This is a genomic window from Pseudoalteromonas rubra (assembly GCF_005887095.1).
Taxonomy (GTDB): domain Bacteria; phylum Pseudomonadota; class Gammaproteobacteria; order Enterobacterales; family Alteromonadaceae; genus Pseudoalteromonas; species Pseudoalteromonas rubra_E.
Map to the genome: position 1 here is coordinate 77,313 of NZ_PNCI01000041.1, position 19,901 is coordinate 97,213.

At 48.5% G+C, this 19,901-nt stretch carries 12 protein-coding genes; 6 read left to right on the plus strand and 6 right to left on the minus strand.

Annotation, left to right across the window (positions count from 1 at the left end; genetic code table 11):
• Positions 1 to 67 precede the first annotated feature (67 nt).
• Positions 68 to 1,804, plus strand: a complete 1,737-nt coding sequence (locus CWB99_RS17215) for an amidohydrolase (RefSeq protein WP_138551176.1) — start codon at positions 68 to 70, stop codon at positions 1,802 to 1,804.
• 30 nt (positions 1,805 to 1,834) lie between these two features.
• On the opposite strand, the gene CWB99_RS17220 is transcribed toward CWB99_RS17215, so the two are convergent.
• The 3 genes from CWB99_RS17220 to CWB99_RS17230 are packed head-to-tail and all read right to left on the minus strand — an operon-like array spanning position 1,835 to position 6,545.
• Positions 1,835 to 4,414 carry a family 20 glycosylhydrolase gene (locus CWB99_RS17220; RefSeq protein WP_138551175.1) on the minus strand — a complete coding sequence of 860 codons (2,580 nt, stop codon included), beginning with the start codon at positions 4,412 to 4,414 and terminating at the stop codon, positions 1,835 to 1,837.
• The gene (locus CWB99_RS17225; RefSeq protein WP_138551174.1) at positions 4,411 to 5,286 is read right to left on the minus strand and encodes an ROK family protein; all 876 of its coding nucleotides are present in this window, start codon (positions 5,284 to 5,286) and stop codon (positions 4,411 to 4,413) included. The genes CWB99_RS17220 and CWB99_RS17225 overlap by 4 nt, the downstream gene beginning before the upstream one ends.
• Positions 5,283 to 6,545, minus strand: a complete 1,263-nt coding sequence (locus CWB99_RS17230; RefSeq protein WP_138551173.1) for an MFS transporter — start codon at positions 6,543 to 6,545, stop codon at positions 5,283 to 5,285. The genes CWB99_RS17225 and CWB99_RS17230 overlap by 4 nt, the downstream gene beginning before the upstream one ends.
• A 362-nt stretch (positions 6,546 to 6,907) precedes the next feature.
• Between CWB99_RS17230 and CWB99_RS17235 the strand changes: the two genes are divergently transcribed.
• Positions 6,908 to 7,105 carry a hypothetical protein gene (locus tag CWB99_RS17235; protein ID WP_138551172.1) on the plus strand — a complete coding sequence of 66 codons (198 nt, stop codon included), beginning with the start codon at positions 6,908 to 6,910 and terminating at the stop codon, positions 7,103 to 7,105.
• 26 nt (positions 7,106 to 7,131) lie between these two features.
• Here the strand turns inward: CWB99_RS17235 and CWB99_RS17240 are convergent, their stop codons facing one another.
• Entirely contained in the window at positions 7,132 to 10,104 is a 2,973-nt protein-coding gene (locus CWB99_RS17240; protein ID WP_138551171.1) for a TonB-dependent receptor, read from the minus strand.
• A gap of 378 nt (positions 10,105 to 10,482) precedes the next feature.
• Between CWB99_RS17240 and CWB99_RS17245 the strand changes: the two genes are divergently transcribed.
• Positions 10,483 to 11,349 carry a helix-turn-helix domain-containing protein gene (locus CWB99_RS17245; RefSeq protein WP_138551170.1) on the plus strand — a complete coding sequence of 289 codons (867 nt, stop codon included), beginning with the start codon at positions 10,483 to 10,485 and terminating at the stop codon, positions 11,347 to 11,349.
• Positions 11,350 to 11,424: 75 nt separating this feature from the next.
• On the plus strand, positions 11,425 to 12,213 hold the full coding sequence (locus tag CWB99_RS17250; RefSeq protein WP_138551169.1) for a class D beta-lactamase: 789 nt from the start codon (positions 11,425 to 11,427) through the stop codon (positions 12,211 to 12,213).
• Positions 12,214 to 12,267: 54 nt separating this feature from the next.
• On the opposite strand, the gene CWB99_RS17255 is transcribed toward CWB99_RS17250, so the two are convergent.
• Together CWB99_RS17255 and CWB99_RS17260 are read right to left on the minus strand one after the other, a co-directional pair.
• On the minus strand, positions 12,268 to 14,769 hold the full coding sequence (locus tag CWB99_RS17255) for an ABC transporter permease (RefSeq protein WP_138551168.1): 2,502 nt from the start codon (positions 14,767 to 14,769) through the stop codon (positions 12,268 to 12,270).
• Positions 14,759 to 15,478, minus strand: coding sequence for an ABC transporter ATP-binding protein (locus CWB99_RS17260; protein ID WP_138551167.1), 720 nt, complete (start codon positions 15,476 to 15,478; stop codon positions 14,759 to 14,761). Before CWB99_RS17260 ends, CWB99_RS17255 begins: the two co-directional genes overlap by 11 nt.
• Between CWB99_RS17260 and CWB99_RS17265 the strand changes: the two genes are divergently transcribed.
• Both CWB99_RS17265 and CWB99_RS17270 read left to right on the plus strand, forming a co-directional pair.
• Complete coding sequence (locus tag CWB99_RS17265; RefSeq protein WP_138551166.1) at positions 15,477 to 16,109, plus strand: arylesterase; 633 nt, start codon at positions 15,477 to 15,479, stop codon at positions 16,107 to 16,109. The two genes, CWB99_RS17260 and CWB99_RS17265, sit on opposite strands and share 2 nt — an antisense overlap.
• A 379-nt stretch (positions 16,110 to 16,488) precedes the next feature.
• Entirely contained in the window at positions 16,489 to 19,854 is a 3,366-nt protein-coding gene (locus tag CWB99_RS17270) for a M4 family metallopeptidase (protein WP_138551165.1), read from the plus strand.
• The last annotated feature ends 47 nt before the right edge of the window (positions 19,855 to 19,901 follow it).

Below are 19,901 nucleotides of genomic sequence, written 5' to 3' on the forward strand. Positions count from 1 at the left end.
CCTCTATACTGTTACCTTGTGGTTACCATGCTATTGATAGTGTATCGGCATCAACGAGGAGTCAACAATGCGAGCAACAAAGATGATCACCAGCAGCGTTCTGATAGCCGGTTTAGCCCTCAGTGGCTGTAACTCAGACAATCAAACAACGAGTCCAACTACGAAGCCGACAAGCACCCCGAATGTAGCGCAGACCAGTGATATTAATAGCGCCACTATGGTCTTTACCAATGGACGAATATACACAGTGAATACTGAGCAACCATGGGCACAGGCCGTGGTGCTGCAAGACAACAAAATTGTCCTGGTTGGCAGCAATGAACAAGCTCAGCAGTATATCGGCGAAACCACACAGCACATTGATTTGCAGGGCAAGATGATGCTGCCCGGCTTCCATGACGTGCATATGCACCCGCTTGAGTCAGCCTCGGAGGCGACCCAGTTTACGGTGCCTGCCGCAGCAACCGCCGGAGAGTACATAGACGAAGTAGCTTACGCAGCCAGCCAACATCCCACGGCTGCCTGGCTGATCGGCTATGGCCATGAGATATCAACGCTGCTGGAGATGTCTGATTCTCCGTTGGCGGTACTCGATGAAGCCGTGCCTGACCGCCCGGTGATCATTATGGAACAAACTTCTCACTCTATGTGGGTAAACAGTAAAGCTCTGGCGCTTGCTGGCCTGTCCGCCAGAAGCATTGACCCTATTGGTGGGGTGCTGGGTCGCGATGAGCAAGGGGCGCTCAACGGTATTTTGTACGACAATGCGGGCAACCAGGTCATGGAGCTGGCCATGCAGTCACTTCCGGAAGCTGCACAGAGTGACTACCTGGGCCTGATTGAATACACCATGCCTGAGCTCAACAAGGCAGGCATCACCTCCATCAGTGATGCGCGCACCTACTGGCAACGTGATCACCTGGAAACCTGGCAGCGCGTTGCGAAAGAAGGCAAATTAACACTGCGCGTCGCGCTGGGGTTATGGGCTTACCCACAAATGAACGACAATACCCAACTGGCAAAACTTAAATCTTTGTACCAGAGTAACCCGGCTGAGCTGTTACAGGTTAACCAGGTCAAGTTCTATATGGACGGTATTTTAGTCAATACCACAGCAGCAATGCATGAACCCTATCTGGAAAACTGGCTGGAACTGGATGGTAATCGGGGGCTAAATTACTTCTCTCAGGCTCGACTTGAAAAGTATATCAAAGCACTGGAGCCTACTGGCTTTGACTTTAACATCCACGGTATTGGTGACCGTGGTATTCATGAAGCGTTGAACGCAGTTGAAAAGGCCTCTAATGGACAAGCCCGCCACAGAATTACCCATCTGGAGGTCATTGACCCTGCTGATTTACCACGCTTTGATAAGCTGGGGGTGATTGCCGATGCACAAGTTGCCGGCGACTTTACAGATCCGAGCCACTGGCCCGACACCATCCCCTTAATTGGGGCGGAGCGGGCGCAGGATTTGGTGCCCATTCGCAGCCTGGTTGACAACAAAGCCACGCTCACCTTATCAAGCGACTGGAATGTCAGCCCGTTTAATCCGTTCATCGGATTAAGCAATGCGGTTTCTCGTCAGCCGCAGGCCATTACGCTGGCACAGGCGATAGAAGCCTATACGCTTAACAGCGCCTATGCCATGCGCCAGGAGCAACGTGTCGGTAGCATTGAAGCCGGTAAACTGGCAGATCTGGTGGTCATTGACCGAGATTTATTTGAAGCCACGGCCACACAGATCCGCAATGCCCAGGTAGTCATGACACTACTCGATGGCGAAATTGTTTATCAGCGTTAGGCCATATTGGGGCTACGGTTAGCCCCTTTTTTAATTTTCCAGGGGGCTAACTGTTGGCTCAACCGGCGCAGGTAAAGGCAATGCCCGGCCTGCTCGCGACTCATCCGCCAGGACCGCACGCACGGCATTTACGGCATCAAAGTCCAGTTTCGGGTGATAGTTTACCCAGCGGCCATTAATCAGTGCCTCCAGTTTAAACCCCGGTATTTCACTGAACAGGTTAAGAGTGCCATCGTCTCGCCGGTTTGCAGCCAGGGTAGGAATACGGAAAAAGCGCCCCTGACGTGTCAGCTTGGGGAGTTCCCGATAGCCTAACAAGGCCACAAAACGTTGCCAGTCCTGTTCGCGTAACTGCCGATTTTTAGCCTTAAAGTAGCCACTTTTATCATCAAAAACCCGACCACTCTGATAAGGTACAGCCCAGACAGGCTTATGCCAGGCACGTTCGGCCAGTGCCAGCAGGCGCGGGTACAACATGTATTCGGCCTGTAAATCGTCCCTTATCATCTCACTCCACAGATGTCCTTGCATGCCAATATAACCGGCACCTTGTACAAGACCTGATTCTTTGTCATCTGCACTATAAGTATGCGAAAGCACATCACGCCAGAACTCTGCATGAATTGGCAAATTATCCGGCATAAACTCAAACACTTTACGAGTATCTAGCGCTCGGCTCGCCCAATGATTACCACGTTCGTGCGGGTGAGACTGATATGGAAAATCAAAATAAGTGACATCCGGCAGTGACAACACAACATCCCAACCCAGGTTAGCCTGCTGATGGGCAACCTTGTGGCCTTGCTCACTGAGCGTGCTCCAGACATTACTTTGCACACGCTTTGGCATCTTCTCGGGGTCCACATCGCTCAGACCATCACTCCAGCCCGCTACTGTGATCCCTTTTTCGGCCACCATAGCAGCAACTTTCTCTATGAAATAGCCGTTCATTGAGGTAATGGTTTGTTCCTTATTCAAGGCCTGACACGCTGGAGATTCCAGCCAAGCGCCGGCAGTTTCGTCGGCACCTATATGGTAGGTTTTCAATGGCACTCCCGCCATCTCATGCATACGCTGAAGTTCTGTCAGTACCTTGTCAACAAATCGATAGGTGGCAGGCAAACACACATTTAGCGTGTTGTCATGGTAATGCTGGATAGAAGAGTACGTCGTGGTGTCGGCATCCTCCACCAGACGATATTTATTGGCCGCCTCAGACTTACCCTTGGCCATCAAAGTGCGATAGCGCGCTTCCATGGCAATGATGGCGGCCCGAGAATGACCCGGCATATCCAACGAGGGAATGACCTCTATGTGGTGTGCTTGTGCAAAGCGCAAAATATCGCTGTAATCCTGCTGAGAGTAATGCCCATTGCGCGGCGCCCCCGTGCCCGTTCCTGCGCCCAATTGCGGCAACAGACAACGCGTTTCGCTGAGATCAAGGCACCGTAACGCGCCAACTTTTGTCAACTCAGGCAGGCCTGCAATAGCCAGCCGCCAGCCCTCATCATCAGCCAGATGCAAGTGCAGCTTATTCAGTTTATACGCACCCATCTGCACTATGGTATCCAGTATAAATTGCTTGGAGCGGAAATTACGAGCGCTGTCGATATGCAGCCCCCGAAACGCATAACGGGGCGAATCCTCGATGGATACACTGGGGATAGTCAGTGTTTTCAGGTCCATTAATCCTATTAACGTTTGCACGCCGTAGAAGGCTCCCGCGGCACTGGACGCCTTAATGTCTATGGCGTGGGTGGAACTGTTCAGCTGATACCCCTCTCGTTCGATTGACAATGAGGGATCGACAGTGACTCTGACCGGCAGCCCCTCTTTGGTCTGCTTAACGCCCAGTTGAGCAAGTCGTTTACCAGCCATTTCCAGCTGTGCCAGATTAACACCCGCCAATTCAAAGTGAACGCCTTTGTCTAGCATAATCCGTCCCTGAGACACTACCTTCAGCTGTCTGGGCTTGGGAATGACGCCCTGCGGTGCATGGGTAAACTCAGGCGCCGACTGGTGCTGCGCGAGATAGGCAGCGCCCATCCAGGGAGTCTGATCTTTATCGCTCACCCGTAATTGATTATAGGAGTCGAACGGCGCAAGGTATGGCTGCTGTTCCAGCAAAGTATGCTCATCACGAACCGGCCGCGTACTGGCAATTACTCTGGGGGTCAGGTTGTGCGATTGGTCCGCCAAGATATAGTTGGGCATAAACTCAGAGCGCGTGATCTGTGAGTTTTGCGTATAAAAACGCACTACGTGCTCATCATCCGATGAAAATCCACGAAACGCCGCTGTGGGTGTCAGACGATGTAAGTCACCATTTAAGTGCTCAATCTTAAACAATGCCGACTCAACCTGGTATATAGGCATCAGCTGACTGAAATAAATAGCCCAATCAGACCCCGGATAACGCACCGGTGAGCGCAATCTTAGCTCAGATAAATAACACTGTTTAGCAGGTTCTGGACAGTGTTTTGGCATAGAGTCAATCAGGTGATAACGGACCTGGAGTGTATCCGCAATTTCATTCAACTGTCCTTGCGTCATTGCCAGAGCCGCCGGGGCACTCAACAGCGCCATAAACAGGCAAGCTAACTTCTTCATATTCCCTCCGAAAGCTGTTGCTGAAACAACTTATATGCACCACGCAGTGCTGCGTGCTCTAATGTACCGACGGCTATTTCCAGTCGTTTAAACAACGCCGGATGTGTTTGCCTGGCCAGACTTTGCCACATAGCACGTTCAAATAAGTCATACGACTGACTAACAGAGCCACCCAGTACTATTTTATCCGGATCAAAGGCCAACAAAGTTTGCGCTAACGCATATCCCAGGTGGCTTCCAAATTCATCAAACAGAGATTGCGCATAGCGATCTCCTTGTTGTGCAAGCAATGCCTGCTCAGCGCCATTCGTCCCGCGCTTCAGAAAAAACTGCCCACTGGTGTAATGTTCTAATATGCCGTCTCGATACGGAAAACTGCCAAACTCACCCGCGGCGCAATGCCTGCCGCTATATAGACGACCATCAAAAACAAGCCCGGCGCCCAGTCCGGTACCCAGGCATACGCCCAACAGGTTAGGAACAGGTGTATGCAAGCCAGTGCCCGACAGATAGTGATGTCCATAACAATATTCACCCATAGTAAAACAGTTAACATCATTGTTAACAACTACAGGGAGAGAAAAATATGCATTTAGTTGTGCTGCCAGAGGCACATCCTGCCAGGCCGGTATATTGACAGTCTCCAGCACGGTGCCACTGCTAAGATCAACCATGCCGGGAACACCAATTGCTATGCCACAACATTGCCCAGTTAGCTGCTCAGCAACGATCCCTGTTATAAAATCATTAACTTGTGACTTGGTTGCGGTAGCAGGCACACTATAGCGACGAGCATCATAAACCCCCTGCTCATCGACCCGGGCAACCTGTGCCTTGGTTCCACCCAGGTCAACACTGACTATCATACTCATTGGTTTGTCACTTCCTGTTGCTCAGTTGAAAGGGCCTTCTTTTGCCAGAATATTTTAATGGTGTGATTTTTCACGATAGGTTTTGCCCACCATGCAATCCAGGCGATGTATCCCAGTGGTAATATCAAAACGAAGCATGCCAGCTGCAACGAGCCACTCAGCTGAGTCAAAATACCAATCAAGGGAGAAGCGAGCGCCCCACCCACTATCCCCGTGCACAACACACCAGAGACAGTGCCATGACCACTTGGCACAGAGTTCAATGCCAAAGAGAACAGTACTGACCACATCACAGACAAAAAGAATCCGGACAACGGAAATGCGAGCAACGCGGTCTGCGCACTGCCTGTCAGAGCCACAATCAGGCTCATCGCCGCCCCCAGGCAAAACAACATAAGCACCAGTTTTGCATCAAGTAGTTTCAGTAGCAATAAACCCAGCACACACCCCAGAGTCAACATCATCCAGAAATGGCTGATTACTTGCGCGCTCTGAGCTGTCTCTATTTGATGATAGGTGTGCAAAAACACCGCTATAGAATTGGCGATGCCCTGCTCCAATGCCACATACGCCACAATCGCAAAAAAGAACCGCACCACGACAGGGTCACGAAAATACACCATACAAGCCTTTACACTCAGCTTTTCCTCATCACTGCGTTCAACGGCCTGCAACCTGACCAGACTAATCCAGATCAGCATCACCACACTTAACAGTGCAAACAACCAGTACATGCTGAGCCAGGGCATGGATGAAGGGATCCAGCTGAAATCAGCGGGAGACGCCTGTATGTGAGTGGCGAGCGTGACATATACCCAAGGCGACAGACTCGCTGCCGCACCAAACAGTAACTGGGCCAGTACTGAGAACACAGCAAAGTGCGCACTACCGCCGCTGCGCCTGAGCAGGGGGTTAATGGCAACCTGCAACATTGCCATCGCGGTGCCAATCAAAAATAGCGCCAGCATAGCGACTAAAAACACGGGTGCTACTGCAAACAACAGCGCTCCGGAACCGGCCAGCACAAATGCTCCAAGCATAACGCGCTTCTCTCCAAAGCGCTGAACCAGCAATCCAGCAGGAATGGACATCACCCCATAGGCGATGAAAAAGGCAAAAGGAAATAAACCGGCCAGAGTCAGACCTATGTTAAAGCTGCTTATCAGCTGCGGAAATATAGGACCGAGAATATTGGTGAAAAAGGACACCATAAAGAAGGTCACCAGTACCAGGGCAACCACGACGTAATTGGGTTTCATGTGTCTTACCTTGTTATGAACTGAGAGATAAAAAGGCGGTGACTAGTTTGGAATCAGTTTGTGGGCAGACAAACTCAATGATCCAAGGGGATCCTGCTAAGGATAGCCACCGCCTTAACTCGTTGGTAAGACTAGTGTGCCGCCATTGCCAGCGCTGTTGCGGCACAATTCAAACAATTGCTAATACTTTTCTAGTGCGGTTGATGGCATTCAATGACGCTAAAAACTGGATAACCATCAGTAAGCTTAGCCTTCTCACCAGACGAACCATATTGACTCATCAGAATGAAAGGCAAGACTAAACTATTATTCAACTTGCTATATGAAAAAGTTAATAAACTATATTTTTCAGGTTCTTTTATATGAGTGAAGCGCATTATCGACGTCAATCCGCAACTCATTTAGTTCAGGAGTTGCCATTTTTTCATTCGACAACGATGGGGATTGGTAAGTTTCTGAGTTTTAAAAATATATTGAGTGAGAAAAAATCATCAAGGCACTATCGTAGAAGCATGTTCCCAGCGCATTTAATTGATACCGCCGGAAAAGAAAAGGCCTGAACTACCTACTCAGGCCCGAGGGAGAATTACCAGCGACCGCGCACACCCAGTGTCAGACGACGCTCGTAGACGTTTTGTGAAATACGGTTGTCTTTCCACTGTGCGTAGTTGGATTCGTATTCCTCTGTCAGGTTACTGCCCGACATGTAAACCGTCAGATAATCAGTGACATCATAGCTGGCCGAAATATCAATGTAGGTGGTTGGTTCCGTCCAGATGGCGGTATCGCCCATACCACCTGTGGTGGTAACCTGAGCCAGGCGCTTAGAGCGATGGTTTGCAGCTAAACGGAACTGGAAGCCATCTTTTTCATACCAAAGTACAGCATTAGAAGACTCTTTAGAGTTATCTTGTAATGGCAACGCTTCACCATAGAAATCCACCCGGCCACTTTCACTGTCTGAATAGGTATAGTTGAATGCCGCGCCGAACCCGCTCCAGAACCCTGGCAGGAAGTCAAATGCCTGCTGGTAAGTGAACTCAGCACCATTCATCGTACCACCCTGGCCATTTACCTGACCGGTGACACTCACTTCACGACGTACAACCCCATCCGCATCGGCCAATGGCATTGTCCAGGTGCTGGTTTCAATGAAGGATTTCAGCTGAATGTTGAACACACCAATGCTCACCAATGCACTTGGAGAGAAGTACCACTCCAATGCCACATCGGTATTGGTTGCACGCCAGGGTTCAAGCTCCGGGTTACCCTGCATGGTCGCGTTCGTTGCAATCAACAAGTCTGGCGAAATACCTTCACGTGCAGCCAGATCGTCGCCAGCACGTGAGCGACTGACCTGCAATCCGCCAGCAATCGCGCTCAGGTCAAGGCGTGTCATGGTTTTGCCCCAGGCAGAGCGGAAGATGACGTCATCACTCAGATTAACCGCCAGGTTTAATGACGGCAGGAAGTCACTGAACGACTTGCTGGTATTAATATCACCGGCATCTGCAGCCACAGAGCCCGGACAGTTAACACAGATAGAATCACCAATCACGTTTTGTAGTATATCCAGATCCGTTTTAATGTACTGGAAACCTACGTTTGCGGTGTAAAGGTCAGTGGAGAAATCTGCGCGCCAGTAGAGCGTTTGTGTCTCTTCTTCAACTTCATAGGTGCTGCCTGGTACGCCGCCTTTCTTGTTGCCCGGATAAAGCTGATTCTGGAACGCAAACGGGTCATCCAGCTGACGAGGATCAATGAAGAAATAGCTGCCACCATTCACCGGACCAAAGTCAGAGACCTGCTGGATCCAGCCTTCAGGCAGTTTATCGAACGTATACGGAGTGTCATAACCCATGGTCAGGTCACCATCAGATGCACTTGGCACACCGCCGCTACCGTCAGTATCAAATGCCGCCAGGCCCTGGTCTTTCCACATAACATCGACACTGCCTTCACCTACTGGATTGCTAAATGGAGCCAGTAGCACATACTGCTCACGTGAAACATCACGGTTACCCAAGCGAGCTCCAAAACTCATCTTGGTCAGTGAGCCCAGATCATCGAACAAGTACTCACCATCCAGGCGGATGATATCCAGGCTGGCATCTTCATTGAAGTTGTTTTCGGAGTAAGTCGACACCACTGAGTAGCGATTCATATTAGAACCAAACACTTCGCCTTGCAGCTCACTGGGTGGAACCAGTACCGGATGATCGCCCTGATAATTCAGCCTGACCGGCACAGTGCCCGGACCATAACCGCCAGGGTTTACGGCAATCGGGCCGTTGCCTTCATTACGACGTAGATTATGCGCCAGACCACTGGTCATATAGCCCTGCGCAACGTTTTCAGTGTGCATGCGCTCTGCATCCGCTGTAATAACACGCATCTTGCCCGAAAAGTTGCCGTCGCCTTTGTAAGTCAGCTCGAAATTGTAGTTGGTAGACTCACGCTCGTTGGTATGACTTTCCGAATGCGCAACCACACGTGGTGCATGCAGGGTAATGTCCTGAGCCGTGTACAGGTTGTAACCGCCATCCGTTTTACCCCTGTCGATGGCATCATGCTGCTCTTGCCAGTCCCAGTGACCACCCCAGGCATTGTCGGCCATCAAGCCACGCTGGCGGTCTGCATCATCCATTTTGGTATAAAAAACGTCTGCGCTCAGTTCAAAGTTGTTACTGAGCTGCGCCTGGAAACTCAAACTGCCACCGGTACGCTCACGCTCAGTAAACCTGTTAACCATCCCGTAACTCACATAAGTGAATTCTGCATCATCGGTATCCCCGTCACCATTGATATCACCTGCAGGACAATACCAGCAACCGCCGTCCTCTTGCGGCGCATAACCCCAGCCGTGGTTGGTCGAACCAAAACGGTAGTTCGCCAGGTTCACTTCGTCTCTGGTCAGGGTTGCCAGCACGGCAAAACGATCTGCGTTATAGCCCGCTGCAATCATCGCTTTAGGGTCCGTTTCTTTTGAATAAGAGCCCCGTGATGCTTCAATCAATGCCGCACCGCTAAACCCTTGCTCCAAATCAAATGGCTTGCGAGTCTTAAGATCAACCGTACCAGAAATCCCCCCTGCGAGCGTATCTGCGGTAGGCGATTTCATTACATCCATCGCGCCAACAAGGCTAGACGGAATATCCGTAAAGTCAGGCTGTACAGTGGTCAGTGAGCCTGCACTTAGAAACTGCTCGCCATTCAGTAACGTTGTAACCTGTGGCATACCCCGGACGTTAATCGTCGAACCTTCACCAGCGCTACGACGGATCTGAATACCCGGAACCCGTTGTAGTGAATCAGCAATGGTGACGTCGGGAAGCTTACCAATGTCTTCCGCAGTGATAGAGTCGACTACTCCATCGGCAAAGCGTTTTGTGTTCAGGCTTTTCTCTGTCGAAGCGCGGATCCCTCGAACTTCAATGACTTCAACAGACTCCTCTTGCTCAGCCTGAGCTGGCATGACAAAAGCGGTGCTCGAAATCACTGCGGCGGTTACCGCAAATGAAATACGAGACAATCTGAATGCTGCATTACAATGTTTCATCTCTTTCCTCTTATTCTATATTCTTAAGATGTACGTCTGACGAAATAATCACCAGGCACTTTCCCTATTTGAACAGGCTTGTAGTTTATAAGTTTGCATTTTCAAACCCATATCGGTACAAACCTATCAGATAACAGCGCTGTCATTTCGTTATCTAGTACTTAGTAACGAACTAGGTACATGCATTATGCATGCTTTCCCTTAACCTTTGTTAATAAACTGTACCTTTTTAAGCGTAATGCATAGAATAATATTATAAGATAAGTGAAATGCATCACCATTTAGAGACTAAGGCGTGAATATAACTGGATAGAGCAAATTATGACGTAAAAATATGTCTGTACAGCCATCAGTCGATTTAAGTAAAGGAGTAATGCCATGAAAGCAATGTGTGAAAAAGTCATTCCGTCTCATAATTGTTCATGGCGATACTGCCTGTATCAGCTAGAAGAAATTCCTTTTAACTGGCACTATCATCCTGAATATGAAATTTGCCTGACTTTAAATAGCCAGGGAATGTGCCATATTGGCGATCATATCGCATCATATGGAGATTACGACCTGGTGTTAATGGGCCCGGAACTACCACACACCTGGCAGTCCCGTGACAATACAGATGGCAGTAAACATATTGTGCATGTTGCGCAAATTCCGGCTCCCTGGTTACAGCAACAGCTGCAACAAAATCCTGAACTTCAGGGGTTACACACCTTGCTGGACCACGCCAAATGTGGTTTAAGTTTTGACACAGACACAGCTAAAAAAAGTGAAAAGCTGTTTCGGAAAATGCAAAATGCCACTCCGTTGGAGCGTTATATTTTACTCTTTCAACTTCTTAATCTGATGGCGGGCAGTCAATACCACACCCTTTCAACCATGGAATTCAGCTTTGCCAAGCAGCTGGACCCCGCCAAAGATAAGTTTGATCATGTGATCAATTACATCTACGACAATTACACCGAACCTCTAAGTGCCGAGCTTTTGGCCAGACAAGCCCATATGAGTACTAATCATTTTCACCGTTTCTTTAAAAAGCGCACCGAGTGCACGGTCACCGAATTCATCAACCAGTTGAGAATTGCCAAAGCCTGTAAACTGCTGCTCAAAACCAAAGCACCGATCACGGTGATCAGTGATCAGTGTGGATTTAATAACTTGTCTAATTTTAACCGTCGCTTTCTGGCTATCAAGCAATGCACACCCAGCCAGTTTCGCGCCCGAGTGCAGCAAAAAGCGCTGATATAAAAAACGGTTCAGGCTAAGGTAAGTTTGTGTTTCTATGATGAGCGCGAGCAAATAAAAATAACTAAGGATATACCTATGCCACTTCTCTCATCTCTTTCACTTGCCCCTTTGGTAATGACGAGTGTCATTACTACCGAGGCAACACTGCCAGCTTGTCAGGACGGGCAGGCCTGTACAATGGCGGTTTACAGCGAGCGCACCCAACAATGGCAATTTGTAAACAAAACGCGCGCAACTCAGGCCTACACCCCATTTTCAACGTATAAGATCCCCAATACCCTGATCTTGTTGGACACAGATACCATCAAGCCCGGGCAAGGCTACCAGATAGATCATGCCAGGTATCCAGCCAAATCATGGTGGTTTGATGCCTGGCGCAAAGAGTCGATCACACCTGAAGAAGCATTTAAATACTCTGCAGTACCCCTATATCAGACCTGGACAAACTTGCTTAGCAAACCCCTGATGCAACAGTATTTGGATGACTTTAACTATGGGAACCGCGACATCAGTGGCCCACACGACAAGTTTTGGCTGAACAGCAGTATTAAGCTCAGTGCAGTCGAGCAAGTCGAGTTTTTACGCCGGTTGCAATCACATGCTTTCAAACTAAAGCCCACTACCTACCAGGCGTTTAATAAGATTTTCTTACAAGAGCAAACCGAAGGCACAAAACTCTTTGCCAAAACAGGGACTGGCCCGGTCGCAAAAGGCGAGTATCTGGGGTGGTATGTTGGCATGGTTGAAAACGCTCAGGGGCGTCATTATTTTGCTTTCAATATGGATGCTAAGACTTTTAAAGAAATGGCAGCAACGCGAGTCGAAATTGCTAAAGCGACACTGCACGAGATGAAGATATTGTAAGCCCGCCGTGGCGTGTGATACTTACACACACCACGGCATTTCGTCACAAGACGACTAGGCCACTTTACGTAACAACCCCTGGGTATTTTGCCGCATCGTATGTGCCACCATAAAATACCCTATCAGTGCCACAAAAGACGCGCCGGACAGCGGTCCTAAAAGCCAAACGTATGGATGCAGGCGACCCTCAACATCAAACAGTTGCTGCTGAATGATCAATAGCGTGATATCGCTCACCAGCGCTGCTACGAAACCCGCAAGTGCCCCTAGTAATAAAAATTCATAGAGCGTCGCAAGCTTAATCAGTCTACCTCTGGCCCCCAGGGTACGAAGAATAACCACCTCCTGCATACGCTCCGCAAGACTGGCTTGTACCTGAGAGATAAGGACCAGCGCACCGCTGATCAATACAATAGATAACACAAACCCGATTGCCAGCGATACCTGAGCTATCATCGACTGCACCTGAGCTATGTTATTTTTGATGTCAATCATACTCACGGTGGGGTACTGCAATAACATCCGGCTGATCGGACGCACATGGTTTTCTTCCAGTTTGGCCGCGGTGAAATAAGTCACCGGTAGTCGTTCGGCCATTGCCGAGTTAAAGATCATTACGAAGTTTGGCTTGAGTGTTCCCCAATCAACGCTGCGAATACTGGTTACTTTCGCTTCGAATGTCTGTGTATTCACCAGGAAAGTTAGCGTGTCTCCTAACTCAATGCCGACCCGCTCTGCTGTCCCTTCAAATACAGACACCTGCAATTCATCGGTTTGCTCAAACCACTGACCTTCCAGAACTTCGTTACCATCGGGCAGCGTGTCCGTCCAGGTCAGATTGAGTTCACGACCCACGCCACTGCGCGCATCGTCTTGTTCCTGCTCCCCTTCTTGCTTGGATACCCGACGTGCAAACGCCTCTCCGTTTAAAGCATTGACTCGACCCCGAAAGACCGGATAAAACGCCTCGTGGTGGATGTTCTGCTCAGCAAAAAATTGTTTGAACTGGTCAACATCACGCTCGCCAATGTTGATCAAAAACGCATTGGGCGCATCCTCAGGTACCTGCATTTGCCAGTCAGAGATCATGTCGTTTTTAAGCACAAACAAAAACAACATCAGCTTAATAGCCAATGCAAAACTGATCAGTTGCACAGCATTTGCGTTAGCGCGCTTTTGCAAGGTCGCAATGGCCAGAGACCAGCTGTTCCCAGGGCTCAGGCCAAGTTTGCGACCCGCACTGAAAAACAATCGAGACAAACCAAACAACACGGCCATCAGGGTGGCGGTGCCGGCAAACAACAGTAAGGTGGTTTTGATATCGCCACTGAATAGCCACATCAGCATGAATATGGTGCCAACCGACACCGCCATATGTATGCGGCTGACAGCCAGTTTGTCACCCAAACTTCTTCTGAGTACCCGTAACGGAGGAATGTCGAACAGGTCCAATAGCGGTTTGAGAGAAAACATCAACGCACACACCACCCCGATGGCAATAGACAAAATCCACGGGCGAGGCCCGGCAGCCGGTAGCTCGTTAGCAACAAAGCGTGTCAGATAGTCAACGGCGACCTCCTGTAAACCATAGCCAATTGCCAAGCCAATGAGCAAAGAACTCAAAGTGACCAGCGACAAGTGCATCAAAAATATCCGTTTGATTGTGTCGCGGCTGCCTCCTAAGGTTTTCATCATAGCAACCGGATCATACTGACGTTCGCAATAGCGTTTAGCAGATACCGCCATAGCAACCGCCGCCAACATAATGCCGAATAAACCCGCCAACAGTAAAAACCGTTCCGAGCGTTCCAGGTTTTCACCCAAAGGGGACTGTCTGTCTTTAACACCCTGCCAGTTCTGGTTTTCTCTTAATTGCGGTTTAAGCCAGTTATAATACTCTTTCAGGATCTGCTCATCACCAGAGAACAGTAAGCGGTAAAAAACATCACTGCCAGGCTGCACGGCTTGCGTGGTTGGTATGTCGGCAATATTCAGTAACACACGTTTATTGCCAGCCAACGAGAAAAAAGCAGAATCAGGTTCCTGTACCAGCACTTTTGTGACGGTAAACATACCCGCACCAATTTCTACCTGATCACCCACTTTGAGGCCAAGCGTGTAAAACAGCCCTTCACTGAGCCAGGCTTCTCCTTTATTGGGCGCCGCAGCAATGTCGTATTGCTCACCTTCCAATGTATCTCTGAGTGTGATCTTGCCGCGCAACGGGTGGCTATTGCTCACCGCTTTAATCGACCCAAGCACCAATTCATCATCTGCGAATAGCATGGAGTCGAAGAAGATATTTTGTGCCGTTTCGAGCCCAAAGTCTTGTGCGACCTTGAGGTAGCGTTCATCTAGCTCATGGTTACTCGACAAGCGACGATCCGCGGCGATGAAGTCGGCAGACTTCTGTTCAATATTGAGCCGGATCCGTTCTGTGACTGAGCTCAGACTGAAGACCGTCAGCACCGCCAAGGCAATAGCGGCAAAAATGATGGTCAGCTCGCCACGGCGCAACTCGCGAAAAAATAATCTCAGCGCCAGTTTAGCCCACATGTGCCGCTACTCCTTCTCCGTCACGGATCTTTGCCAGCTGACCGCCTTCGATGTGAATGATGCGGTCACACTGTTTTGCCAGATCTTCGTCGTGTGTCACCAGGATTAAGGTTGTGCCATGCTGCTTGTTTAAATCGAACAACAGACTCTCGATTAGGTGGCCATTTTTTGAGTCCAGATTTGCGGAGGGCTCATCGGCAAACAGAATTTTTGGTGTTCCGATAAATGCTCGCGCGATAGCAACACGTTGTTGCTCTCCTCCCGACAGCTGCGAAGGATAGTGACCCACCCGATGGGCCAGCCCCACTTTTTCCAGCAGCGCCTGGGCCTGCTCACGGGCATTTTTTTCGCCTGCCAGTTCCGCAGGCAGCATCACATTTTCCAATGCCGTCAGACTTTGCACCAACATAAAGGACTGAAATACAAAACCAACCTTTTCAGCCCTGAGGCGTGCGCGTTGCTCTTCATTAAGTTGATGAAGTGCTTCACCATCGAGGTAAACTTCCCCTTTGCTGGCAATGTCCAAACCAGCCAGCAAACTAAGTAACGTTGATTTTCCCGAGCCAGATGTGCCAACCACTGCCACTGACTCCCCTGACTTGACAGAAAAATTGATATCGCTAAGGATAGTGAGGTCACCCTCAAAGGTACTGACGGTTTTACCCAACTCCTTAACCTGAATTATATTTAACTGAGAAAGCACTGACATGATGCGATTTTTCCTACAACTGGTGGTATTGATCTTCGGCACACTTTTCGTATTAAAAGCGAACGCCAACGATACCAAAATTATGATCATTGGTGATAGCTTAAGCGCCGGTTATGGTCTCAAACAAGCACCGTCCTGGGTTAATTTGTTACAAAATAAATACGAGACGGAGCAAAAAGCGATCACTCTGATCAATACTAGTGTCTCGGGACAAACCACAGATAATGCGCTGCTGACGATAGATAAACAACTTGAAAGCCATCAGCCCAGCCACGTACTGATAGAGCTGGGTGCCAATGATGGCCTGCGGGGGTTTCCGCCTAAGCTGATCCGCAAACATCTGCGCGAGCTGGTTGACAAAAGCCTGGCAAATGGGGCCAAGGTAGCATTAATGCAGATCCAGATCCCGCCCAATTATGGTCAGCGCTACAGCACCCTGTTTGCCGATAGCTACCCTCTGGTAGCAGAACAAACTGGCGCCTATTTAATGGATTACTTTATGCTGCCCATTGCAGCAGATCGCAGCCTGATGCAAAACGATAATCTGCACCCCAATGAAAAAGCTCAACCTCTCATTCGGGATTTCATGTATGAGCGCATCGCAAAATGGCTTGCAACCGCTGCAAAATAGCCATCCAATAAACCCGCAAAAATGATTAACTTGATCTACGCATTGCTGCAAAAGTAGATCAAGTTCCCCTTCCGCCACTGTCTTTAACAGAATTATCACATCACCAAGATTATCAAAATAAGAAATTTTTATTCCAATCCTCGCAATCCACAATTATCCACTTCTTAAGCTGTAGAAACAAAAACAATGACATGGGAAGACACTTTCCAGCAAATTATTGCAGACTTAAAAATAAACCCAAAAGAAACACAAAATGAACATAAAATAAACATTTGCAACAATTTATTTAATTTATATACTATCCAACACTGGCATTAGAGTTTTCCAACTAATCAAGGTCTACAAGGCCACATATTGACACTCATTAAGGACAAACTGCATGAAACATTTGGGGTACTTATTTGGTTTAGGTGTTGCTGCGCTGCCCATTTCCAGTGCACTCGCTGACATCAAATCTCAATCACTGCATAACAAGCAATTTCTGTGGGACGACCTGAAGCAGGTAATTTCAGAAAGTCATCCTCACTCATTTCCAGCGTCAACACTTGGGACAGGCAGGCTAACTGCAGAAAAAACAGCACAGAATGTTCACTATAAATTAACAAAAAGAACAGGTGCTCCTACTGTCTATGAACACTATCGTGCTTATGTCGGAAATTATCCGGTGTTATCGAGTAACCTGGTGGTTGTACGCAACAATAATGGTGAGATCCGCCAGGCAATGGGCAGTTTAATCTCCGGGATTGCACCTCAGGGACAGGCTCAGTTTCACGATATGGCACATACTCAGCTCAGTCAGCGCCTTGAAGCACTGCCCGAGTTAAGTAATGTTACCAAATACAGTTACGAAAAGGCCTTTTTTATCAAAAGCGATATGTTGGTCCCTGTCATAGAAGTCTTGGCGACATTTGAAGATAGAAAAGAAAAGATACTGCTCAGTGGTGACGATCTTACTGTCGTTTCTAAGTCCTACAATATGTCCTTTGCGTTTTCTCAAGACTCGCTAAAAGATGCTGGGTATGTTGCAGGTGGCGGTATAGGTGGCAACGACAAGCTAGGTGCAATATGTTACTCCCCCAGTCCTGACAGTATGCAAAACTGTACCAGTTACCAATTTGACGAAATTGCCCCCAAAGGTGCAGAGCTCAGATTTGAAGACCTGAGCCAGAACGCCATTTTTTCCGAATTTAATGGCTACCCATTCATCGTCAAAAAGGAAAACAATAACTGTATTTTAGATAACCCTTATGTGGTCACTTACGATGCAACGGTCTCCGAAACTACTCCGGTTTCTTATGTCTGTCAGACGAATAACGAAAACTTTGTAAAACGCGAAATTGACCAAACATTTGACGCCTACTACAGCTACAGCCCGGCAAACGAAGCACATTTTAACGCTGGCCTGGTGATGCAGTATTTCCACACACAACTCAAGACTTTGTACCCACAGCAAAGCCTTGACTGTGACAGCAATGGCTACTGCATTAAACCGCTTTCCCAGAAAGTAAACCGAAACACCATTTTTGGCACTAACTCCGCGTCCTGGGATGGTGAATTTGTTAACTATGGCTCGGGCAACGGAGGATATGAGTATTTTGCTCTGACTGGTATGAGTATCGCCGCACACGAAATAGCCCATGCCATTACCGAGTGGAATTCAGGACTGGGAAGAGAGGACGTCGACAGTGCAATTAACGAAGGGCTATCCGATATCTCTGCGATTGCAATACTCGACTATTATCAACATACCGCATCAGGCGCTTACACACAGTCTCAGGCATTTGCTGATCAATTTACCGATCAAACGGGGTTGTACACTAAGAACCGTAAGTGGTGGTATGGCTGGGATGTGTTCCCACAGGATAAAGCGGCACGCTTCTTTGAGCTACCTTCCTGGGATGGCCGAAGCATAGATCACGTCAAAGATTTTACCACAGCCAAAACAGGTCATGACAATGGCGGTGTACTAAGAAAAGCGTTCTATGAGCTTGTAAAAACACAGGGCTGGACCATCCAGCAAGCCTATCGCTTATTTTTGCGCGCCAACACGTCTGGCTGTGTTTTCTCTGGCATGTCTTTAAATGAATTTGGCTTCTGCCTGATCGATCAAACCGCCCACATTCAAGTCGGCAACAAATCTTTGAACCAGATAAAATCAGACGTATCTCTCAGCCTTGCTGGTGTCGGTATTTCTACTGGAATCGGACTGTCGACATTGGATGCCGATGCATGGCTTAACTACAACCAGGCCAGCTATGATTTAAGCCGTATCACTCAGGATACCATTCGCAGCATCGACGTGAACTGGGGAGACGGCCAGAGCGAGAGCTGGCAGCGCGATAGTGGCACGCCCATCTATCCCTTTTTACAACGCAGCAAACAGGTTGTTGAAGACACCCTGATCCGATTCTCTGTCAATGTAACCACCGAGGATCAAACTGGTAACCAGACAACTCAGTCGGCTTATAACCACTTTTATAGTCGCCCAGCTGCATTGCGCTGTGAGCCATTTATAAACAACGCTGTGTTACACACCAGCACTCTGTCTATCAATAACTTTACTTTGTCAGGGCTCAGCGCCGGATACAGAGCAAAACTAGACACGCCCTGGCCCGTCGCAAAACCGAGAGAGCACACTCTGAGCTTTGCACAGAATCTGAGCGGAAAACGTGTTTCCGTGTATTTTGATGGCAATAAAAACGGGCTGATGGAATCGAATGAAGCAATACTCTCAAATCAAACCATCGCAGGGAATAACGTGAAGTTCACGCTTGATCAGCAAACTAATCGTGGTCTTGGCCTGCTACGTGTCGCCATTACTAACACCGAGTTTGACTATTCACTGCTAGACGCCTGTGGTGTTGCAGACAACGCTCAGGTTGTGGATGTGATGATGGATGTGGACTCTGATAACCTGCCGCTGATCTCTGATTTTGAGGTGCAGTATCTGGATGGTAACCGAGTCAAATTCACTAACACCTCTCAGGTCAATGACGCTAAAAGCCCACAATTCTTTTGGCAATTTGGTTTTGATAACCGCACCAGTACCGCACGAGAGCCCGGGATAATTGACTATCCAGCCAGCGGCGGTCAATTTAATGTATCGTTACAAATACAGTACGCCGATCAAAGTGAGACAGATACCAAGCAAACCAGCATCTCACTGGATCCCGTAAACGCATGTCCAGCTAAAATCAGTGACGGCGCCAATGCCGATGTCATCTATATCGACGATATGAAGTTATTCAATTATTCAACACTACTTGCCAATGTCCCCTCTGCAGCAGGCTTCAACCGTGACGGCTACAGCCTGAACACTTTAAACGGCACCAACATTAAGAGAAGAACTTATATTAGTGTCGAAATCATGACTAATCTGATACCTCGCTCTACTGCCGAAAACTTACTGCAAAACGGTAACCGAGATGTACGCTTCACCATTTGGCTGGATGCAGACGGCAACGAGGAGTTCGCGCCTGCTGAATCCGGGTTAGACAACGATCCAAACTACAACTATTGGATAGACAATAGCCAGTGCACCACAATTTCCGGTTCTGAATATTGCCGGATCAGCGCAACAAAATCACTGACACTGCCCAATGTCAGCACCTGGGACTGGTCAAAATGGTTTGTATTGCGCTCTAAATTAGAAGAGCGTCCAACCAATGATTATAAGTCAGATGCTTGTAACAGATTTAATTACGGTGAAATTGAAGATCTCAAAATCAAAGTCACCCGATATTAACTAAACCGCTCGCAGTCATGTAGGCAAAGGTCACTTTGCCTACGAGC